We start from the raw sequence: 18,840 nt of genomic DNA, 5'->3' as shown, positions 1-18,840 counted from the left end.
ACTCCCGTGAAGACGTGAAAGCAGTGAACAACCCAACCATCGAAAATTCGATTTAGGGAGCCCGCGATTATACCGAAAACCCCCTCAATGGGGCACTTAAGGTCTTGATTTGGGTCAATTCCCAGTGAGGAGTTCCGTGCGGCGACGTTTCTTTCTCCGGCTTTTCAGAGATAGGCAGTAAGGGCCTGAGACAGGCCATAGGCATGGGTGAGAGCACGCCTGAGGTCGGAAAAGCAGCTTTTGCCGTAGAATGTCCGACTTGTTTCCCGAAATCCGACATTACACCCACGATTCATGGCGAAGACCGCAACGCAGGAAGGCTCGGCCAGCGCGGAAAACGCGCCGCTCCCGGAGAATTACGAAACGGCGCTGGCCGAACTGGAGGGGCTCGTGGCGCGCATGGAGGGCGGCGCGCTGAGCCTCGAGGAATCGCTAGCGGCTTATCGGCGCGGCGCGGCGCTCGTCGGCTTTTGCCAGCAGCAACTAGAGAAGGTCGAGCAGCAGGTTCGCGTGCTCGACGGCGACACACTAAAACCGCTGCCCGCCGAGGTCCAGCGCGCCACTCAGGGCGCCGGTACAACGGCAGATAACGGGGACGACCTATGAATTTTGATCAATGGATGCGCGCGAGTCTCGACCGCGTGGAAACGGCGCTGGAGCATTATTTGCCGGGAACGGACGTCGCGCCCGCCAAACTGCATGAAGCCATGCGCTACGCGGTGCTCGGCGGCGGCAAGCGGGTTCGCCCGTTGTTGTGTCACGCAGCCGGTGAGCTGACGGGCGCCGGTTCGCAACAACTGGAAGCGGCCAGCGCGGCGCTCGAGATGATTCATGTGTATTCGCTGGTGCATGACGACATGCCGGCCATGGACAATGACGATTTGCGTCGCGGAAAACCAACGGTACACGTGCAATATGACGAAGCGACGGCATTATTAGTCGGAGACGCTTTGCAATCGCAAGCTTTCGTTGCGCTGACGGCGGACAACGGCCTGAGCGCGGCGCAGCAGGCGTCGCTCACGCGCGAACTGGCGCTCGCAAGCGGTTCGGTCGGCATGGCCGGCGGTCAGGCAATCGATCTGGAAAGCGTGGGCCGCAAGCTGACGCGCCCGGAACTGGAAACCATGCATCGCAAGAAAACCGGCGCATTGCTGCGCGCGGCCGTGCGAATGGGCGCACTCTGTGGCGAAGCGCCGGATGCAGCCGCCATGAGCGCGCTGGACGCCTATGCAGCCGCGGTGGGACTTGCGTTCCAGGTGGTGGACGACATTCTCGACGTCACGGCTGACTCGGCCACGCTGGGCAAAACGGCGGGCAAGGACGCGAAGGATGACAAGCCGACCTACGTGTCGATCATCGGACTCGATGCATCGCGCGAACTGGCGGCACAACTGGGCCGCGACGCGCACGCTGCGCTCGCGCCTTTCGGCCCGCGTTCCGGTCGGCTTGGGGAATTGGCTGACCTGGTTGTAAATCGGGTGCACTGAAACATACGATAAAACGCGGGACCGGCGGCGAGCCTGATGCAACCTTCACGCCTCACGCATGCTGCTTCAAGCAGCGCCGGGCAACAACCGAACGGCTTCCGCCAGTTTTCCTAAATGGGACGACGATGTACGACTTGCTGAAAACCATCGACGATCCGGCCGCCTTGCGCGCCCTGGACCGCCACGAACTAAAACCGCTGGCCGAAGAGCTGCGTGCCTATGTGCTCGACAGCGTGTCGCAGACGGGCGGGCATTTGTCGTCGAATCTCGGAACGGTCGAACTGACGATCGCGCTCCATTACGTCTTCGATACCCCGCACGACCGCATTGTCTGGGACGTCGGTCACCAGACCTATCCGCACAAGATCCTGACCGGCCGTCGCGATCAGATGAAGACGCTGCGCCAGGCCGGCGGTATTTCCGGCTTCCCGCGCCGTAGCGAATCGAAATACGACACGTTCGGCACCGCGCATTCCAGCACGTCCATTTCGGCGGCGCTCGGCATGGCGATCGCCAGCAAGCTGCAGGGCGACAACCGGTATTCGATCGCCGTGATCGGCGACGGCGCAATGACCGCGGGCATGGCGTTCGAGGCCATGAACAATGCAGGCGTGGCCGACGACGTGCCGCTGCTCGTGATCCTGAACGACAACGACATGTCGATCTCCCCGCCGGTCGGTGCGCTGAATCGTCATCTGGCACGCCTGATGTCGGGGCGTTTCTACGCGGCGGCGCGTGCCGGTGTGGAACGCGTGCTGCGTGTCGCACCGCCCATGCTGGACCTCGCTCGCAAGCTGGAGGAACACGCGAAGGGCATGATCGTGCCGGCTACGTTGTTCGAGGAATTCGGCTTCAACTATATTGGTCCGATCGATGGGCATGATCTGGAATCGCTGATTCCGACGCTGCAAAACATCAAGGAATTGCGCGGTCCGCAGTTCCTGCACGTCGTGACGAAGAAGGGGCAGGGCTACAAGCTTGCCGAAGCCGATCCGGTCCTCTATCACGGTCCCGGCAAGTTCAATCCGGCGGAAGGCATCAAGCCGTCGACGGCGCCATCGAAGAAAACCTATACGCAGGTATTCGGCGAATGGCTGTGCGACGCTGCTGAGCAGGATTCACGGGTGGTTGGCATCACGCCGGCCATGCGCGAAGGCTCGGGCATGGTGGAATTCGAAAAGCGTTTCCCGGATCGTTATTTCGATGTGGGTATTGCTGAACAACACGCTGTGACGTTCGCGGGCGGTCTCGCCGCCGACGGCATGCGCCCGGTGGTCGCGATCTATTCCACGTTCTTGCAGCGCGCCTACGACCAGTTGATTCATGACGTCGCGTTGCAGAACCTGCCGGTGGTATTCGCTATCGATCGCGCCGGTCTGGTGGGCGCGGACGGCGCGACGCACGCCGGCAATTACGATCTCGCGTTCATGCGCTGCATCCCGAACATGACCGTGATGGCGGCTTCAGACGAAGACGAATGCCGTCAGATGCTATACACGGGCTTGCTGCAGCCCGGTCCGTCCGCTGTCCGTTACCCGCGTGGCGCGGGCACGGGCGTGAAGACCGTCAAGAAGATGACCGCTATTCCACTTGGCAAGGGCGAAATCCGACGCGAGTCCACGCAGAAAGCGGGTTCCGGCAAGCGCATCGCGATTCTTGCGTTTGGCACCATGGTCGCCCCTTCGTTGGTGGCGGCGGAGGAGCTGGACGCGACCGTCGCGAACATGCGCTTCGTGAAGCCGGTCGATGCCGAATTGCTGCGTGAACTTGCCGCCACCCACGACGCGCTCGTGACCGTGGAAGAAGGCGCGATCATGGGCGGTGCGGGCTCGGCGTGCGTGGAAAGCCTGTTGGCGAGCGCGGTCATCAAGCCTGTGCTGCAACTGGGTTTGCCCGATGCATTCATCGATCACGGCGATCCGGTCAAGCTGCTGGCGTCGTGCGGGCTGGATGGCGCGGGTATCGCCAAGTCCATTCGCGAGCGCTTTCTTGACAACATCGAAACCGATGCGGGCAAGCTGACGAAACGCGTCGCCTGATCGGCAAACGCGTGGTGAAGACGGGCGTCGGGGACGCCCGTCTGGTTTCATCCGTGGGTGCCCAAGGTTCGCGCGACGAGATTCACGCCACGGACAAGGAAAAAGAATGAATCAGATGAATCCCGCCTTTGCGATGCCCGATGTCCAGAGTTCGCTCGACGTCCGGCAGATCCCGATCCAGCGCGTGGGCGTAAAAGCAGTTCGATATCCGCTGACCATCCGGACTTCGAGCGGCGAATTGCAGCCGGGCGTTGGCGTCTGGAATCTCGACGTTCATCTTCCCGCCGATCAAAAAGGCACGCACATGTCGCGCTTCGTCGCTTTACTCGACGAACATCGCGCGCCGCTCGACGAGGCCGCATTCCGGACCATGCTCACGGCGATGCTGGCGAAGCTCGAGGCACATTCAGGGCGTATCGAGGTGTCGTTTCCGTACTTCGTCATGAAGACTGCACCCGTGTCGGGCGTGCAAAGCCTGATGGATTACGAAGTCACGCTGACCGGCGAAATGCGCGGTGGCGAGACGCGAATCTCGCTGAAAGTGCTCGTGCCGGTGACCAGCCTGTGCCCGTGCTCAAAGCAGATTTCACAGTACGGCGCGCACAACCAGCGCTCGCATGTGACTATCGCCGCGGAATTCGAGGGTAATCTCGTGATCGAGGACTTGATCCGGATTGCGGAGGAAGAGGCGTCGTGCGAGTTGTGGGGCTTGCTGAAGCGGCCCGACGAGAAGTTCGTGACCGAGCGCGCTTACGAGAACCCGAAATTCGTTGAAGACCTGGTTCGCGATGTCGCCACGCGACTGAATGCGGACGAACGAATTGTGGCGTATGTGCTTGAAGCCGAGAACTTCGAGTCGATCCACAATCACAGCGCCTACGCCGTGATCGAGCATGATAAGCGGGTGTCAGTCGCGGCTGCTTGAAGTGCTGAGGCAGTGATGGCGCATCACGTTGATGTGGCCACTCAAGCCGCCGCCAGCGATGTCAGGTCCCAGCGCGGCTTCACCGTGAACGCATAATCGCGCACGGCCTGATCGGGCCAGCGCGCGAGCCGCAAGGCTCCGGCGAGCGCGATCATGGCGCCGTTATCGGTACATAGCGACAAATCCGGGTAGTGCACTTCGAAGCAGCGCTTCTTCGCGGCGGCCGACAGCGCCTCGCGCAATTGCCGGTTCGCTCCCACGCCGCCCGCCACGACCAGCCGCTTCAAGCCCGTCTGCTTCAACGCAGCGATCGACTTTGCGGTCAGCACGTCGACAGCCGCATCGACGAAACCCCGCGCCAGGTCCGCTTTCGATTGCTCGCAGACGTTCGCGCCAAGCTTGCGGCTGTGAGTGAGTACGGCCGTTTTCAACCCGCTGAAGCTGAAATCCAGATCGCCGGAATGCAGCATCGGGCGCGGCAGTTTAACGGCGCCGGATGTACCGAATTCGGCGAGCCGCGAGACTTCCGGGCCGCCTGGATAACCCAGGCCCAGCAGTTTGGCGGTTTTATCGAAGGCTTCGCCGGCGGCGTCATCGAGTGTCTCGCCGAGCGTTTCGTATTCGCCTACGTCGGTCACGCGCATCAACTGCGTGTGGCCGCCCGATACCAACAACGCGACGAACGGAAACGGCGGCGGCTCGCTCACCAGCAGCGGCGACAGCAGATGCCCTTCCAGATGATGAATCCCGACGGTCGGCAGGTCCCACGCCATGGCGAGTGAGTTGGCGATGCTTGCTCCCACCAGCAGCGCACCGGCGAGGCCGGGGCCCTGCGTGAACGCGATAGCGTCGATATCCGTTGGCACCGTCCCGGCTTCCGCCATGACTTGCTCGAGGAGAGGCAATGCCCGGCGGATATGGTCGCGGGAGGCCAGTTCCGGCACCACGCCGCCGTACTCCCGATGCATGGCGATCTGTGAATGCAGCGCGTGCGAAAGCAGGCCGCGCTCGGTGTCGTAGAGCGCAAGGCCGGTTTCGTCGCAGGAACTTTCGATGCCTAGAACAAGCATGGGGCGCAGGTGTCTGGGGTAACGGATAAGTATAGCAGTGGGCGGGTTTGGGCTTTCCGTGCAGTCCAACCCTGCCTCGAACCGGGGGTACACCACCCGTTACAATGCGCGCCATGGAAACCTACGATATCGCAGTCATCGGCGCGGGCGCGGCGGGCATGATGTGCGCCGCGGTAGCCGCGCAAAACGGCCGTCGCGTGGTGCTGATCGACCATGCGGAGCGGCTCGCGGAAAAAATCCGCATCTCCGGCGGCGGTCGCTGCAACTTCACGAACATCAACGCCGGACCGGCCAACTTCATCTCGGCGAATCCGCATTTTTGCCGCTCCGCGCTCGCCCGCTATACGCCGCAGGATTTCCTTGCGCTGCTCAAGCGTCATCGCGTGGATTGGCATGAGAAACACAAAGGCCAGCTCTTCTGCGATGACTCCAGCGAATCGATCATCCAGCTCCTGAAAAGCGAATGCGACGCGGGTGGCGTAACGTGGCGGCGCCCGGTCACCGTAGATACGATCCGCCACGACGGCGCCCGGTTTTTCCTCGACAGCAGCGCGGGCACGATCTCAAGCGCCGCGCTTGTGATAGCAACCGGCGGCCTGTCGATCCCGAAAATTGGCGCAACGGATTTTGCGTACCGGCTGGCGAAGCAATTTGGCCACAAGCTTGTCGATACCCGCCCGGCCTTGGTGCCGTTGACCTTCGCGCCTGCGGACTGGGAGCCGTTCGCGGCGTTATCCGGCTTGTCCGTGCCTGTGGAGCTCAGCGCGGGTGCGGGCCGCGGCCGTGGGGAATTCAGCGAGGACCTGCTGCTCACGCACCGCGGGTTATCAGGCCCGGGTGTCTTGCAGATATCGAGCTACTGGAACCCTTCGGAGCCTGTCTGCATCGACTTGTTGCCTGGAGCCGATGCCACCGGTGAACTGATCGCGGCCAAACGGGAGTCGCGCAAGCAAATCGGTACGTTTCTCGCCGAGCGCGTGCCGGCACGGCTCGCCCAAACCTGGCTCGACGTACAGCGCATACCCACGGACGCCCGCCTCGCCGATCTCCCCGACAAGACGCTGCGCCAGATTGGCGAATCACTGACCCGCTGGACGCTCACGCCGAACGGCACGGAAGGGTACCGGAAGGCCGAGGTCACGCGCGGTGGCGTGGATACACGCGAGCTTTCATCCACGACCATGATGAGCTCGCGCGTCGCGGGTTTATATTTCATCGGCGAAGCAGTCGATGTCACCGGCTGGCTCGGCGGCTACAACTTCCAGTGGGCGTGGGCGTCGGGCGTGGCGGCGGGCAAAGCGGCGGCTGAACGGGTCCGGGCCTAGAGCCGAAAAGGCATGACCAGCATGGCTTTCACCCGTAAGGGCCGGTGTCGGCGCAGCACGGCTTCCCTTGGGAAATCCTGGTTTCGACCTGCTATACTGCTTTGTTCGTAGCGGCAATCGGCGCGAGCGCAAAATGAGTGAAAACCGGGCGGTGATCCATGAGGAAAGAAGGCGATCCCTGCCGCGAGCGACCACTCGACACTGTCTCAGCGTCGTGCTGGCCGGCTTCAAAGGTACCCGAATTACCCTGTTCATGATCCCGCTTGAGGAAACGTCCCAAGCGGGTTTTTGCTTTAGCGCCATGAACGGCTGACGTCCACACTCTCTCAACACAGCACCAGCAGAGTTCCCAAGCAATGAGCCTCAAAGAACAGATCACCGACGACATGAAAACCGCGATGCGCGCCCGCGAAACCGAGCGCCTCGGCACCATCCGGCTGCTGCTCGCGGCAATCAAGCAACGCGAGGTCGACGAGCGTGTGACGCTGGACGACGCAGCCATCACGGCGGTCATCGACAAAATGATCAAGCAGCGCAAGGACTCGATCAGCCAGTTCCAGACGGCCGGACGCGACGACCTCGTGGCGAAGGAGCAAGCCGAACTCGGCGTTCTGGCGGCCTACATGCCCGAGCAACTGTCCGACGAAGCCATCAACGCCGAGATTCAGGCGGCCGTGGCGGCAACCGGCGCTGCCGGACCGCAGGACATGGGCAAGGTAATGGGCGTGCTGAAACCGAAGCTGGCGGGCCGTGCAGACATGACGGCGGTGTCGGGCCTGGTCAAAGCGGCGCTTGCCAAATAAGCTTACGAATTAAGCCTGCGCAAGCCTGCTTAAGTGCTTAAGAAAGTCTGACCAAGAAAACTCACTAAGTGATTCCGCATTCGTTTCTTCAGGACTTGCTGAACCGCGTCGATATCGTCGACGTGGTGGGCAAGTTCGTCCAGTTGAAGAAGGGCGGCGCGAACTTCATGGGCCTGTGCCCGTTCCATAACGAGAAGAGCCCGTCGTTCACCGTCAGTCCGACGAAGCAGTTCTATCACTGCTTCGGCTGCGGCGCGCACGGCACGGCAATCAGCTTTCTCATGGAGCACACCGGGCTCACCTTCCCCGAAGCGGTCAAGGAACTCGCCCAGTCGTGCGGCCTGACCGTGCCGCAGGAACCGTCCATGCGCGGCGGCGGATCGGGCGGCGAGGGTTACGCCCCCGCACCAAGCAAGGCCGTCAGCGTCGCGCTGACCGAAGTGATGCAGACCGCGTGCGAGTTTTATCGCAAGCAGTTGCGCGGGGCGCCCAACGCTATCGAATATCTGAAAAAGCGCGGTCTCACGGGAGAAATTGCGTTGCGCTTCGGGCTCGGCTACGCACCTGACGGCTGGCAGAGCCTGGAAGCGGTGTTCCCCGACTACAAGAACGACAATCTGGTGGAAGCGGGTCTGGTGATCGTCAGCGAGAAAAGCGACAACCAGGGCCAATCTCGCCGGTACGACCGCTTCCGCGAACGCGTCATGTTCCCCATCCGCAATGTGAAGGGCAACGTGATTGGCTTTGGCGGGCGCGTGCTCGACGGCGGTGAGCCGAAGTACCTGAATTCACCGGAAACCCCGCTATTCAGTAAAGGCAGCGAGTTATACGGCCTTTTTGAAGCACGGCTGGCCATTCGCGAACTTGGGTACGCGCTGGTCGTCGAAGGGTACATGGACGTTGTGGCGCTGGCGCAATTGGGTTTTGCGAACGCGGTCGCCACGCTCGGCACGGCTTGCACGGCAATCCACGTCCAGAAGCTGTTTCGTCAGACGGATACGGTGGTGTTCAGTTTCGATGGCGATTCGGCCGGCCGCCGCGCTGCGCGCCGTGCACTGGACGCCTGTTTGCCGCACGCCGCCGACAACCGCACGATCCGTTTCCTGTTCCTGCCGAAAGAGCATGACCCGGACAGCTATGTGCGTGAATTCGGCACCGACGGTTTCGGCGAGCAGGTCGATCGCGCGATGCCGCTGTCGCAGTTCCTGCTGAACGAAGTCCTGAACGACAAGGAACTCGACCAGCCGGAAGGCCGCGCCAAGGCGCTCTTCGACGCGAAGCCGCTGCTTCAGGCGTTACCGGCGAACGCGTTGCGCGTGCAGATCCTGCACATGCTGGCCGATCGGCTGAATACACCGTTCGGTGAAATCGCGGCATTGTGTGATATCGATTCGCGAGCGGCCGCCGTCGCCCGCGCTGCGTTGCCCAAGAGCGAGCGTCGTCGCGTAAAGGGCCATGAGCAGCGTGCGCTGCGCAACCTGGTGATGTACCCGGCTATATACGCCACGCTTGATCACGACAGCGAGCAGACGCTCGTCACCATGACCGAGCACGGCGAGTTGTTCAGCGAGGTGATCGGGCACGCGCGGGAATTGGGAGAAACGGCGGAGTTCCAGATGTTGTCGGATCTGTTGCGCAACGCCGCAAATGCTCCGACTTACGAGGATATCTTCCAGGAAATTCTCGCCTATGATGAAAATGTACGGGATCTGTTGATGCGCGATCCGGCTGACGAAAGCGCCAACGAACGTGTGCAGGAGCAGAAAAAGCTGCTCGCGGAAGAGTTGCATGCAACGGTTGTCAAGCTGCGTCACGACGGCTACAGGAATCGGCTGGATCAACTGGCGCAGCAATCGAGCCTGACTGCGGAAGAAATTGCCGAATTTTCGGATTTATCGGCTAAAGCTGCTCAAATTAAGGCCTTGCGCGGGGTGAGTCGGGACATCTAAGACGTACATGCTACAATTAAAGGTTTTCAGCAAGTTGTTTTTTTGACTTTTGTGCTCATTTGCGAAAGAGGTGAGGCACGCATGGTTAAGACTGCTAGCGGGAAGAAAACGACGGTACGCGGCTCGAGCGAGTCGAAACGGGCAGTGGCCCACAGCCGGTCAGTTCCTTCCCCCGGAGTGTCGAAGACCAGGGCGATTGCTGTTCCCTCTCCTCCATTGGGTACGAAGAAAAAAAACTCGGTTGCGTCGGCAGTGAGTGCGGGACCGGCCAGGACGGCGAAAGCCGTGAGGCCGGTGGGCAAGAAGACGCTGGGTCAGTCGAGGGATCAGGTCGGCCTGATGGCGGGCGAGACTGGCAGGAGTGGTAAGGCCGGAAATTCGGCCGGCAAGCAAGCGAGTGCAACGGAAGCGGCTGCTAATGCGGGCCGGAAACGCAACACGAAGCAGGGGTCGAAGCTGGCTCGCGTACGCGTCGTGAAGCGGGGACCGGCGCAGGACTCGGGGCGGCGCATTGCCAAGGGTACGCAGGACAAGGCAGCGCGCGCATATTCTGTATCCACGGTTCCATCGGCTGTCGTCCAGCAGCCGCGAGTCGAGACTAAAGCCGGTACGGCGAACTCCATGACGAAAAAGCTGAACGAAGTACCCGTCGATGACGACGCAACGCAGAACGCGCAAAACGTGCAGGCCGACCCGGCCGTGGCCTCCGCTGCGGATGCTGTAGCCGCGCCTGCGGCGAAGGTCGAAAAGGTCAAGGCGCGCGACCGGCGTGCGAAGGAAAAAGCGCTGTTGAAGGACGCGTTCGCTTCAAGCGCGCCCGGTACGGTTGAAGAGCTCGAGGAGCGGCGTGCGAAGCTGCGCGCGCTGATCAAGCTCGGCAAGGAACGCGGCTTCCTGACCTACGCTGAAATCAACGATCACCTGCCCGATAACTTCACGGAAACGGAAGCTATCGAAGGGATCATCAGCACGTTCAACGACATGGGCGTGGCGGTCTACGAGCAAGCGCCTGACGCTGAAACGCTGCTGCTCAACGACAACGCGCCGGCGGCTTCATCGGACGATGAAGTTGAAGAGGAAGCTGAAGTCGCGCTTTCCACTGTCGACTCCGAATTCGGCCGCACGACCGACCCTGTCCGCATGTACATGCGCGAAATGGGTACCGTCGAACTGCTGACGCGTGAAGGCGAAATCGAGATCGCGAAGCGGATTGAAGACGGCCTCAAGCACATGGTCATGGCCATTTCTGCCTGCCCGACTACCATCGCTGACATTCTGGCCATGGCCGAGCGCGTGCAGAACGAAGAAACGCGCGTGGACGAACTGGTGGACGGCCTGATCGACCCGAACGCCGCCGACGCCGACGGTTTCTCCGAGCAGGAAGCGGAAGCTATCGAAAGCGAAGAGGAAGAAGAGGAAGAGCCGAACGAGGACGAGGAAGAAGTCGACGAAACCACCGCTCAGGCCAACGCCAACGCCGCGCAACTGGAAGCGCTCAAGCGTGCGTCGCTTGAGAAGTTCTCGCTGATCAGCGAGTGGTTCGACAAGATGCGCCGTGCGTACGAGAAGGAAGGTTATAAGTCGAAGGCTTATCTGAAGGCGCAGGAAGCCATTCAGAGCGAGCTGATGACCATCCGCTTCACCGCGCGGACCGTCGAGCGCCTGTGCGACACGCTGCGCGCGCAAGTGGACGAAGTGCGTCAGGTGGAACGTCAGATCCTGCATACCGTCGTCGACAAATGCGGCATGCCGCGCGCCGAATTCATCGCCCGTTTCCCGGGTAGCGAGACGGATCTCGAGTGGTCGGAGAAGGTCGTTGCCGAGAACCACGGTTATAGCGTGATCCTGGCGCGTAACGTGCCGGCGATTCGCGAACAGCAGCAACGTCTGCTTGATCTGCAAGCGCGTGTTGTGTTGCCGCTGAAGGACCTGAAGGAAACCAACCGTCAGATGGCGGCCGGCGAGCTGAAGGCGCGTCAGGCGAAGCGCGAAATGACGGAAGCGAACTTGCGTCTCGTGATTTCGATTGCCAAGAAGTACACGAACCGCGGCCTGCAATTCCTGGATCTGATCCAGGAAGGCAACATCGGTTTGATGAAGGCGGTGGACAAGTTCGAATATCGCCGTGGTTACAAGTTCTCTACGTACGCCACGTGGTGGATTCGCCAGGCCATTACGCGGTCGATTGCCGACCAGGCGCGCACCATCCGGATTCCGGTTCACATGATCGAAACGATCAACAAGATGAACCGTATTTCGCGGCAGATCCTGCAGGAAACCGGCCTTGAGCCGGATCCGGCAACGCTCGCCGAAAAGATGGAAATGCCGGAAGACAAGATCCGCAAGATCATGAAGATCGCGAAGGAGCCGATCTCCATGGAAACGCCGATCGGTGACGACGACGACTCGCATCTTGGCGACTTTATCGAAGATACGAACACGGTGGCGCCGGCTGACGCCGCGCTGCATGCCAGCATGCGCGACGTGGTGAAGGACGTGCTCGATTCGCTGACGCCGCGTGAGGCGAAGGTGTTGCGGATGCGCTTCGGTATTGAGATGAGCACGGACCACACGCTCGAGGAAGTGGGCAAGCAGTTCGACGTGACGCGTGAGCGGATTCGCCAGATCGAGGCGAAGGCGCTGCGCAAGCTCCGTCACCCGAGCCGTTCGGACAAGCTCAAGTCGTTCCTGGAAGGGAATTGATGTTGGGTTGGTGAGATTGTGAGATTCAAGCGCGCGGCGGGCCGAACAGGTCCGCCGCGCTTGTTTTATAGACCGTTTCAAGGCAAACTCGCAGACCTCTGCGAGGATGAAAAAGCCGTCGTGTGATCAGGTTACATGATCAGGTTGTGTCGCAGGCTACTCAAGTTCCTCGCATTGATAGTCTTGGGATACGGTAAAATATTCAGTTCTTAGGGCCTCTAGCTCATGCTTGGTTAGAGCAGCGGACTTAGCAAGGACTCACCTAAACCATGCAGCACGGCATGGTGAGTCATGAATGGGTTGCCTTGGGGTAAGTTAGCTCTGCCCCTCGGTAGAACTGCTCAAATTCGGGGAAACCTCTGCTGCCTTGGCAGCGTGGCAATCCCGAGCGAAGCTCTCTTAGAGAGAACGTGTAGAGACTGAACGGGCAGGTCGTAAAGACAAGAGACAGTCCAGACCACAAACCCGAAAGGGGCGGTGAAAACCGTAGCTGGTAAGCATAATCCGTTGGTGCCGTGTTCGACTCACGGGAGGCCCACCAAACACCTTTAAAAAGCTCCTCAGGGAGCTTTTTTCTTTCGTGTGCGCTCCCCGCCGTTTGCACCCTCGAAGTGGGGTAAGTCGCCTTCGATCGTTTGCTGAAGCTGGTCATACTCGCGTTTCGATCGCTCAGGCGGTGCGCCAGTCGCGCGAGTTGACCGATGTGGTCGGCTGGACCCTCGTCCTGCCGCAGATGCCGGTGACGTCCGTGGCCGCGCATTTCAACCTGATCCCGGCGGCCTTGCTGGAGTTGCCTGACCGTTATGGCGTGATCAAGGGACAGGCGTCCACGGCAATGATCGTGCTCGTCGTCAACATGTGCCCGCTGTATTACCTGATCTGACCGGCTCGGCGCCGCGACGGACAACACGATCGCTCCGAGCATCGATCAACTCGTCGCGCCGGCATTGACGACGCTGCCAGGCAGGATGCCGGCGACCACGACCGCCCGACCTGCTTGCGGGTTCTTTCTTGACGTGACGTGCGAAGCGCCCGATGAGGGTAGTCTCGGCCGGATGTGCGAGGTCGATGTGGATCGTGCGATGTCAGGTTCACCAATCAGGTTGTTCCTGATCGACAGCGACGCTGCGGCAGATTTTTTAAGCGATGTCCATACCAGAAGGAATCCTTAATGGATCATGCCTTTCGACCCCGATTGCCTCCAAGCCCGGCTCGAGAGGATCGTGTCCCGATCCGTTACTGACTGGAATGCCGCCGCAATTCTTGATCCTCCGTCCCTTGCGACAGTTTTGAGTTACCCCAGCTTGATCACGCCGATTAGACGTTTTCGCAATCCGTCTGATACGGACGCCGGCGTACTTCGACTAACTGGGTGCCCTCGACTCTCCAAGCCAACCATGCCTATGGCAAACCCTTGTTCAAACGAAAATTCGTGGGCGTGAAAGGTTGGCGAAGGATTGCAAACCGTAGAATTTCAGCGGCGATTATCAAGCTGTTTAAATCAATTGACGCCACCCGGCTTATCGGGATTAACGGAGACAAAAATGACCTTCGCTGCACGAAAATATAATCGTTTGGGCAAGCACGCCGTCTCATCGGTACTGGCGCTTGGCGCGTTCTGCGCGTTCTGCGCGTTCACCCAGGCTGCGCGCGCAGCGGAGCCGGAGAAAATCACCATTATGGTGGGCGGGATCACCAAGCTGATTTACCTCCCGGCACGTCTCACCGAACAACTCGGCTACTTCAAAGCTGAAGGCCTTGATGTCGAGCTTCTATCGCAACCCGCCGGCGTGGACGCAGAAAATGAATTGCTAGCCGGCGCCGTGCAAGCCGTGGTCGGCTTCTATGATCACTCAATCGATTTGCAGGCGAAGGGCAAGGAAGTCAAAGCTATCGTCATATTCGGTCAGGTGCCGGGCGAAGTTGAAATGGTCGCGACCAAACAGGCAGACACGATCAAGAGCATGGCCGACGTGAAGGGCAAGACCCTTGGCGTGACCGGGCTTGGTTCGTCGACGAACTTTCTCACGCAGTACCTCGCGCATCTGAAAGGCATACCGAACTCTGACTATACGGTGTTGCCTGTCGGCGCAGACAACAGCTTTATTGCGGCTATCAAGCAAAACCGGATTGACGCGGGAATGACGACTGAACCGACCGTGTCGCAACTGCTGAAATCCGGCGATGCGAAGGTCCTGGTTGACATGCGCAGCCTCGATGGCACGCGCGCCGCGCTGGGTGGAACCTATCCCGCGTCGAGTCTCTACGTTCAGAGCGCTTGGCTCGACACGCATAAGGACGAAGCGCAAAAGCTCGCCCGCGCTTTTGTCCACACCTTGCAGTACTTGCATACGCATACCGCTGACGAAATCGCCGCGCAGATGCCCAAGGATTACTACGGCAGTGACAAGGCACTGTACGTGAGCGCATTGAAGGCCTCGCTGCCCATGTACACCGCCGACGGCAAGATGCCTTCCGACGGACCCGACACCGTGCTGAAGGTGCTCGCTGGGTTTAACCCGTCGGTGAAAGACAAGCATATCGACCTGTCGCGCACGTTCACAAACCAGTTCGTGAGCCAGGTGAAGTAAGCAACAGTACGCACATCAACAAAAGGCAGCCAATGAATCATGTCACCGCTCAAAATGGGCCTGCGATTGAGTTTCGCAACGTGTCGTGCCGTTTCATATCACCGGATGGCCACGCGACCGTTGCGTTACGCGAGTTCAATATGTCGGTTGCGAGGGGGGAGTTCGTAGCCATCGTAGGGCCGACCGGTTGCGGCAAGTCGACCACGCTCAGCATGATTACCGGGCTGCTCAAGCCTACAACGGGCGAGGTTCGCGTCATGGGGCAGCCGGTCGATGGCATCGACCCGCGCATCGGTTTCGTGTTTCAGGCAGATGCGGTATTTCCCTGGCGCTCGGTACTCGATAACGTCGCGGCCGGTCCTATTTATCGCGGCCGCTCAAAGCCGGCGGCGCACGAACTTGCTCACGACTGGATTCGCCGCGTTGGCCTCGACAAGTTTGCGAAGCACTATCCTCATCAGTTGTCCGGCGGCATGCGAAAGCGCGTGGCGCTCGCCCAGACGTTCATTAACAACCCGGAAATCCTGTTGATGGACGAGCCGTTTTCCGCGCTGGACATGCAGACGCGCACGCTTATGCAGGACGAGCTCCTGCAGTTGTGGTCGGGTAATGCGGGTTCCGTTGTGTTCGTCACCCATGATCTCGAAGAGGCGATCGCGCTTGCAGACCGGGTCTTCGTGCTGACCGCGCGGCCGGCAACGCTCAAGCGGGTGTACGAGATCGATCTTCCTCGCCCGCGGGTGACATCCGAAGTCCGGTATGAACCGCGCTTCATTGAAATCTCACGGGATATCTGGCACGACTTGCGCGAGGAAGTGCAAATTGGCTAATCACGGAAGCATAAAAATGAAGGACACAGCCCTGCCGAAACAACTCGACGCGGTCTCACTCGCCCGGGATGAACAGATAGCACAGCGGCGCATTCGCATGCGCAAATGGACCATCATCGCACTGCGCATCGCGGTGCTGGTCATCGCTCTCGGTGGTTGGGAACTGTCGGCGCGCATGAAATGGATCGACGCCTTTTTCTTCTCGATGCCGTCGCTGATCTATCTTCAACTGGTGGAGTGGTTCACCAACGGCACGTCGCAAGGGCCGCTCTGGATGCAAGTTCTCGTGACGCTTGAGGAGACCGTGCTCGGCTTCCTGATAGGTGCGGCAGGCGGTATCGTGTGCGGGATAGCACTAGGGCGCAACAAATTATTGTCCGACGTTTTCAGCCTGTATATTCAGATCGCCAATTCGATACCCCGTGTCGTGCTCGGGTCGGTGTTCGTGATTGCGCTGGGTCTCGGGATGGCTTCCAAAGTTGCGCTGGCCGTCGTCATGGTGTTTTTCGTGGTGTTCGGCAATGCATTCCAGGGAGTTCGCGAAGCCGACCGGTATATGATCGCAAACGCGCAAATCCTGGGGGCGTCGAAGCATCAGGTAACAATGACAGTTGTGATTCCGTCAGCCCTGAGCTGGATACTCGCCAGCTTGCATGTGAGCTTCGGGTTCGCGCTAGTGGGCGCGGTGGTCGGAGAATTTCTCGGTTCGAAGCAGGGCATCGGCTTGCTCATCTCGACCGCGCAGGGCGCATTCAACGCAAGCGGTGTGTTTGCCGCCATGATCGTGCTTGCAGTCGTTGCGCTCGCCGCCGATTACCTTTTGACGAGTGTCGAGCGGCGTCTCCTCAAATGGAAACCTGCAGCGTTTTAAACACCTATTTCATGCTTATTCGGGGAACGTGATTTCGTGATATTGGGCAGCTTGCGGGCCAGGCTTTTAGGATGGCTTTTACTGCCGCTGACGGTGTTCGTCTGCATATCCGGAATCATGTCCTTGCAGAATGCGCGGTCCACCGCGAATCTCCTGCAGGACAACACGCTGATTTCGTCTATGCGGATCATTGGCGAAGACATCGACTGGGACAATGGCGAGATCGTCGTGCAGATTCCGCCGGCATCCCTCGAACTGTTCGAGTCGCCCGAGCGCGACAATGTGTTCTACAAGATCGTGGATGGACACAACAGGCTGCTGGCGGGCAACCCCGACCTGCCGTTGCCAGACACCTACTCTTCCACGCCGGCGTTTTACAACGCCGTCCTCAATGACGGCCGGCGTGTGCGTGCCGCTGTGTATGTCCGTCCATTGTTCGATTCCGGGCGCGTGGAAAACATCACGGTGGCGGTCGCGAAGACGGAGTTTTCGCGGGACGCGATGGTAGCGGACCAATGGCGTCCCCAGCTTGTCCGCCTTGTTTTAATGCTGCTGCTGGCCATGCTGCTCGTCTATTTCGGCCTGACCTTCGAGTTGAGGCCGCTGATGAAGTTGAAGGATGACGTGTCCGACCGGGCGCCATCCCAACTGCAGCCGATTCGCGCCGAACGACTGCATTTCGAGCTTCGGCCTATTGTCGATGCGATCAACCAGTGCATTTCCCGCATGAGCCTGCAGGCGGCTACGCAACGCCAGTTCATATCCGACGCCGCGCACCAGTTGCGAACGCCGCTGACGCTTCTGGACACGCAGATCCAGTTTGCCCGGCAGCGGCCAAGCGAGGATGAGCAACTAGCCGAAGCGCTCGCGGGCATGCATAAAAGCAGCAGGAAGATGGCGGTGCTTACCAGCAAGCTGCTCTTGCTCGCGCATACGGAGTTTTCGCAGCCGGGGCGTGGCGAGGATTGTGTCGACCTGAGTGCGGCGATCTCAGGGGTACTCGGGGACCTCGTCGCATTTGCGCAACAAAAAGACATTGATCTCGGTGCGGAGATCAGCGACGACATGTGCGTGGCCGGTGACGAGACCTTGATGACCGCGCTGCTGACCAATCTGGTCGATAACGCGCTGCGCTACACGCAACGGGGAGGGTGGGTTACGGTGACGGCGCAGCGCAGCGGCGCCAGCGCCGTGGTCCAGGTGATAGATAACGGACCCGGCATCTCGGCGGAAGCGCGCTCGCGGGTATTCGAGCGGTTTTATCGCGTAGCCACCGATACAGAGGGTTCCGGACTCGGCTTGTCAATCGTGCGCGAGATTGCGAATCGGCATGGCGGTACCGTGACGCTCACACCCGGCAAACGAGGTGTGGGCCTGCTTGCGACGGTTACCATGCCCTTATGGTGCGATCCGGTGAGCGCGGTTGCCGAAGAAAAGGGGCGATGAATGAAATTGCTGCTGGTGGAAGACAATGCAGATCTGGCGCGCTGGGTGGTCAACCTGATACAAGCCGAACACTTCATGGTGGATTGGGCGGCGGACGGAGAGCAGGCGGAGACCCTGCTCAAGACGAAAGGCTACGACGCGGTCCTTCTTGACCTGCGCCTGCCAGGCATTAACGGCAAGGACGTGCTGACGCGCCTGCGTCGTGGACGTGACAACGTTCCGGTCCTGATGCTGACCGCCAACGGATCGACTGATGACAAAGTTGCTTGTTTCGCGGCCGGCGCAGACGACTACGTCGTCAAGCCATTTGACGCGCGCGAGCTGGTTGCCAGGATAAAAGCGATCATTCGTCGCAAGGCAGGCGGAGACGAAAGCCAGACGATAGTCTGCGGCGATCTTCAATACCGCTTCGAGTCACGCGAGTTTTTTGTCGCAGACGAACCTTTGCGTCTGCGGCGCCGGGAGCACGCGATCCTGGAGACGCTGATCCTTCGCCAGGGAAAGACCGTGTCGAAGGCGGCATTGATGGAATGTGTATTCGCAATCGATGACGAGCCCAGCGCTGACGCCATCGACATCTACATTCATCGGCTGCGCAAGCATCTGGCGGTATCGACTGCGCAGATCATGACATTGCGCGGTCTTGGTTATATTATTCGGATACCTTAAATAAGCGGTAATCGGTATTTCCACCGACGTTTTTCTGGGGCTCGTGAAAGTTTCACGAAGGATTGGGGTAGTTAAGCTTTGTTCGGCATCGAACGAATCATTAAAACCTATTCCAACGTGAAGTCATGAGGA

15 protein-coding genes are annotated in these 18,840 nt (G+C 60.0%); 14 read left to right on the top strand and 1 reads right to left on the bottom strand.

The window, feature by feature from the left end; genetic code table 11:
* Positions 1-294: 294 nt before the first annotated feature.
* The 4 genes from AWB69_RS15685 to folE2 all read left to right on the top strand — a co-directional run bounded on the left by AWB69_RS15685 (position 295) and on the right by folE2 (position 4,451).
* Positions 295-606, top strand: coding sequence for an exodeoxyribonuclease VII small subunit (locus AWB69_RS15685; RefSeq protein WP_062086216.1), 312 nt, complete (start codon positions 295-297; stop codon positions 604-606).
* Complete coding sequence (locus tag AWB69_RS15680) at positions 603-1,487, top strand: polyprenyl synthetase family protein (RefSeq protein ID WP_062086214.1); 885 nt, start codon at positions 603-605, stop codon at positions 1,485-1,487. Before AWB69_RS15685 ends, AWB69_RS15680 begins: the two co-directional genes overlap by 4 nt.
* A gap of 125 nt (positions 1,488-1,612) precedes the next feature.
* The gene (gene dxs, locus AWB69_RS15675) at positions 1,613-3,526 is read left to right on the top strand and encodes a 1-deoxy-D-xylulose-5-phosphate synthase (RefSeq protein WP_062086212.1); all 1,914 of its coding nucleotides are present in this window, start codon (positions 1,613-1,615) and stop codon (positions 3,524-3,526) included.
* Between the two features lie 106 nt (positions 3,527-3,632).
* Positions 3,633-4,451 carry a GTP cyclohydrolase FolE2 gene (gene folE2 / locus AWB69_RS15670; protein ID WP_062086210.1) on the top strand — a complete coding sequence of 273 codons (819 nt, stop codon included), beginning with the start codon at positions 3,633-3,635 and terminating at the stop codon, positions 4,449-4,451.
* Between the two features lie 41 nt (positions 4,452-4,492).
* Here the strand turns inward: folE2 and tsaD are convergent, their stop codons facing one another.
* Positions 4,493-5,521, bottom strand: a complete 1,029-nt coding sequence (tsaD, locus tag AWB69_RS15665; RefSeq protein ID WP_062086208.1) for a tRNA (adenosine(37)-N6)-threonylcarbamoyltransferase complex transferase subunit TsaD — start codon at positions 5,519-5,521, stop codon at positions 4,493-4,495.
* 113 nt (positions 5,522-5,634) lie between these two features.
* Here tsaD and AWB69_RS15660 point away from each other — a divergent pair, with 113 nt between their 5' ends.
* From AWB69_RS15660 to AWB69_RS15615, 10 genes are all read left to right on the top strand, one after another.
* On the top strand, positions 5,635-6,846 hold the full coding sequence (locus AWB69_RS15660; protein WP_062086358.1) for a BaiN/RdsA family NAD(P)/FAD-dependent oxidoreductase: 1,212 nt from the start codon (positions 5,635-5,637) through the stop codon (positions 6,844-6,846).
* Positions 6,847-7,202: 356 nt separating this feature from the next.
* The gene (locus AWB69_RS15655; protein WP_062086206.1) at positions 7,203-7,649 is read left to right on the top strand and encodes a GatB/YqeY domain-containing protein; all 447 of its coding nucleotides are present in this window, start codon (positions 7,203-7,205) and stop codon (positions 7,647-7,649) included.
* Positions 7,650-7,717: 68 nt separating this feature from the next.
* The gene (dnaG, locus tag AWB69_RS15650; RefSeq protein WP_062086204.1) at positions 7,718-9,598 is read left to right on the top strand and encodes a DNA primase; all 1,881 of its coding nucleotides are present in this window, start codon (positions 7,718-7,720) and stop codon (positions 9,596-9,598) included.
* A gap of 81 nt (positions 9,599-9,679) precedes the next feature.
* Positions 9,680-12,301, top strand: a complete 2,622-nt coding sequence (rpoD, locus tag AWB69_RS15645; RefSeq protein WP_407923040.1) for an RNA polymerase sigma factor RpoD — start codon at positions 9,680-9,682, stop codon at positions 12,299-12,301.
* Positions 12,302-12,977: 676 nt separating this feature from the next.
* The gene (locus AWB69_RS15640) at positions 12,978-13,184 is read left to right on the top strand and encodes a 5-oxoproline transporter, DUF979 family subunit (protein ID WP_062086202.1); all 207 of its coding nucleotides are present in this window, start codon (positions 12,978-12,980) and stop codon (positions 13,182-13,184) included.
* A 661-nt stretch (positions 13,185-13,845) separates the two neighbouring features.
* Positions 13,846-14,892, top strand: coding sequence for an ABC transporter substrate-binding protein (locus AWB69_RS15635; protein WP_062086200.1), 1,047 nt, complete (start codon positions 13,846-13,848; stop codon positions 14,890-14,892).
* A 32-nt stretch (positions 14,893-14,924) separates the two neighbouring features.
* Entirely contained in the window at positions 14,925-15,722 is a 798-nt protein-coding gene (locus tag AWB69_RS15630) for an ABC transporter ATP-binding protein (protein ID WP_062086197.1), read from the top strand.
* Positions 15,723-15,738: 16 nt separating this feature from the next.
* Positions 15,739-16,593 carry an ABC transporter permease gene (locus AWB69_RS15625; RefSeq protein ID WP_062086195.1) on the top strand — a complete coding sequence of 285 codons (855 nt, stop codon included), beginning with the start codon at positions 15,739-15,741 and terminating at the stop codon, positions 16,591-16,593.
* Positions 16,594-16,632: 39 nt separating this feature from the next.
* Entirely contained in the window at positions 16,633-18,039 is a 1,407-nt protein-coding gene (locus AWB69_RS15620; protein WP_062086354.1) for a sensor histidine kinase, read from the top strand.
* A complete protein-coding gene (locus AWB69_RS15615; protein ID WP_062086193.1) occupies positions 18,040-18,708 on the top strand; it encodes a response regulator transcription factor in 669 nt (222 codons plus the stop codon).
* Positions 18,709-18,840: the final 132 nt, after the last annotated feature.

It is taken from the genome of Caballeronia udeis (assembly GCF_001544555.2).
GTDB classification, from domain to species: domain Bacteria; phylum Pseudomonadota; class Gammaproteobacteria; order Burkholderiales; family Burkholderiaceae; genus Caballeronia; species Caballeronia udeis.
This window is presented reverse-complemented; position numbering and strand designations above follow the sequence as displayed.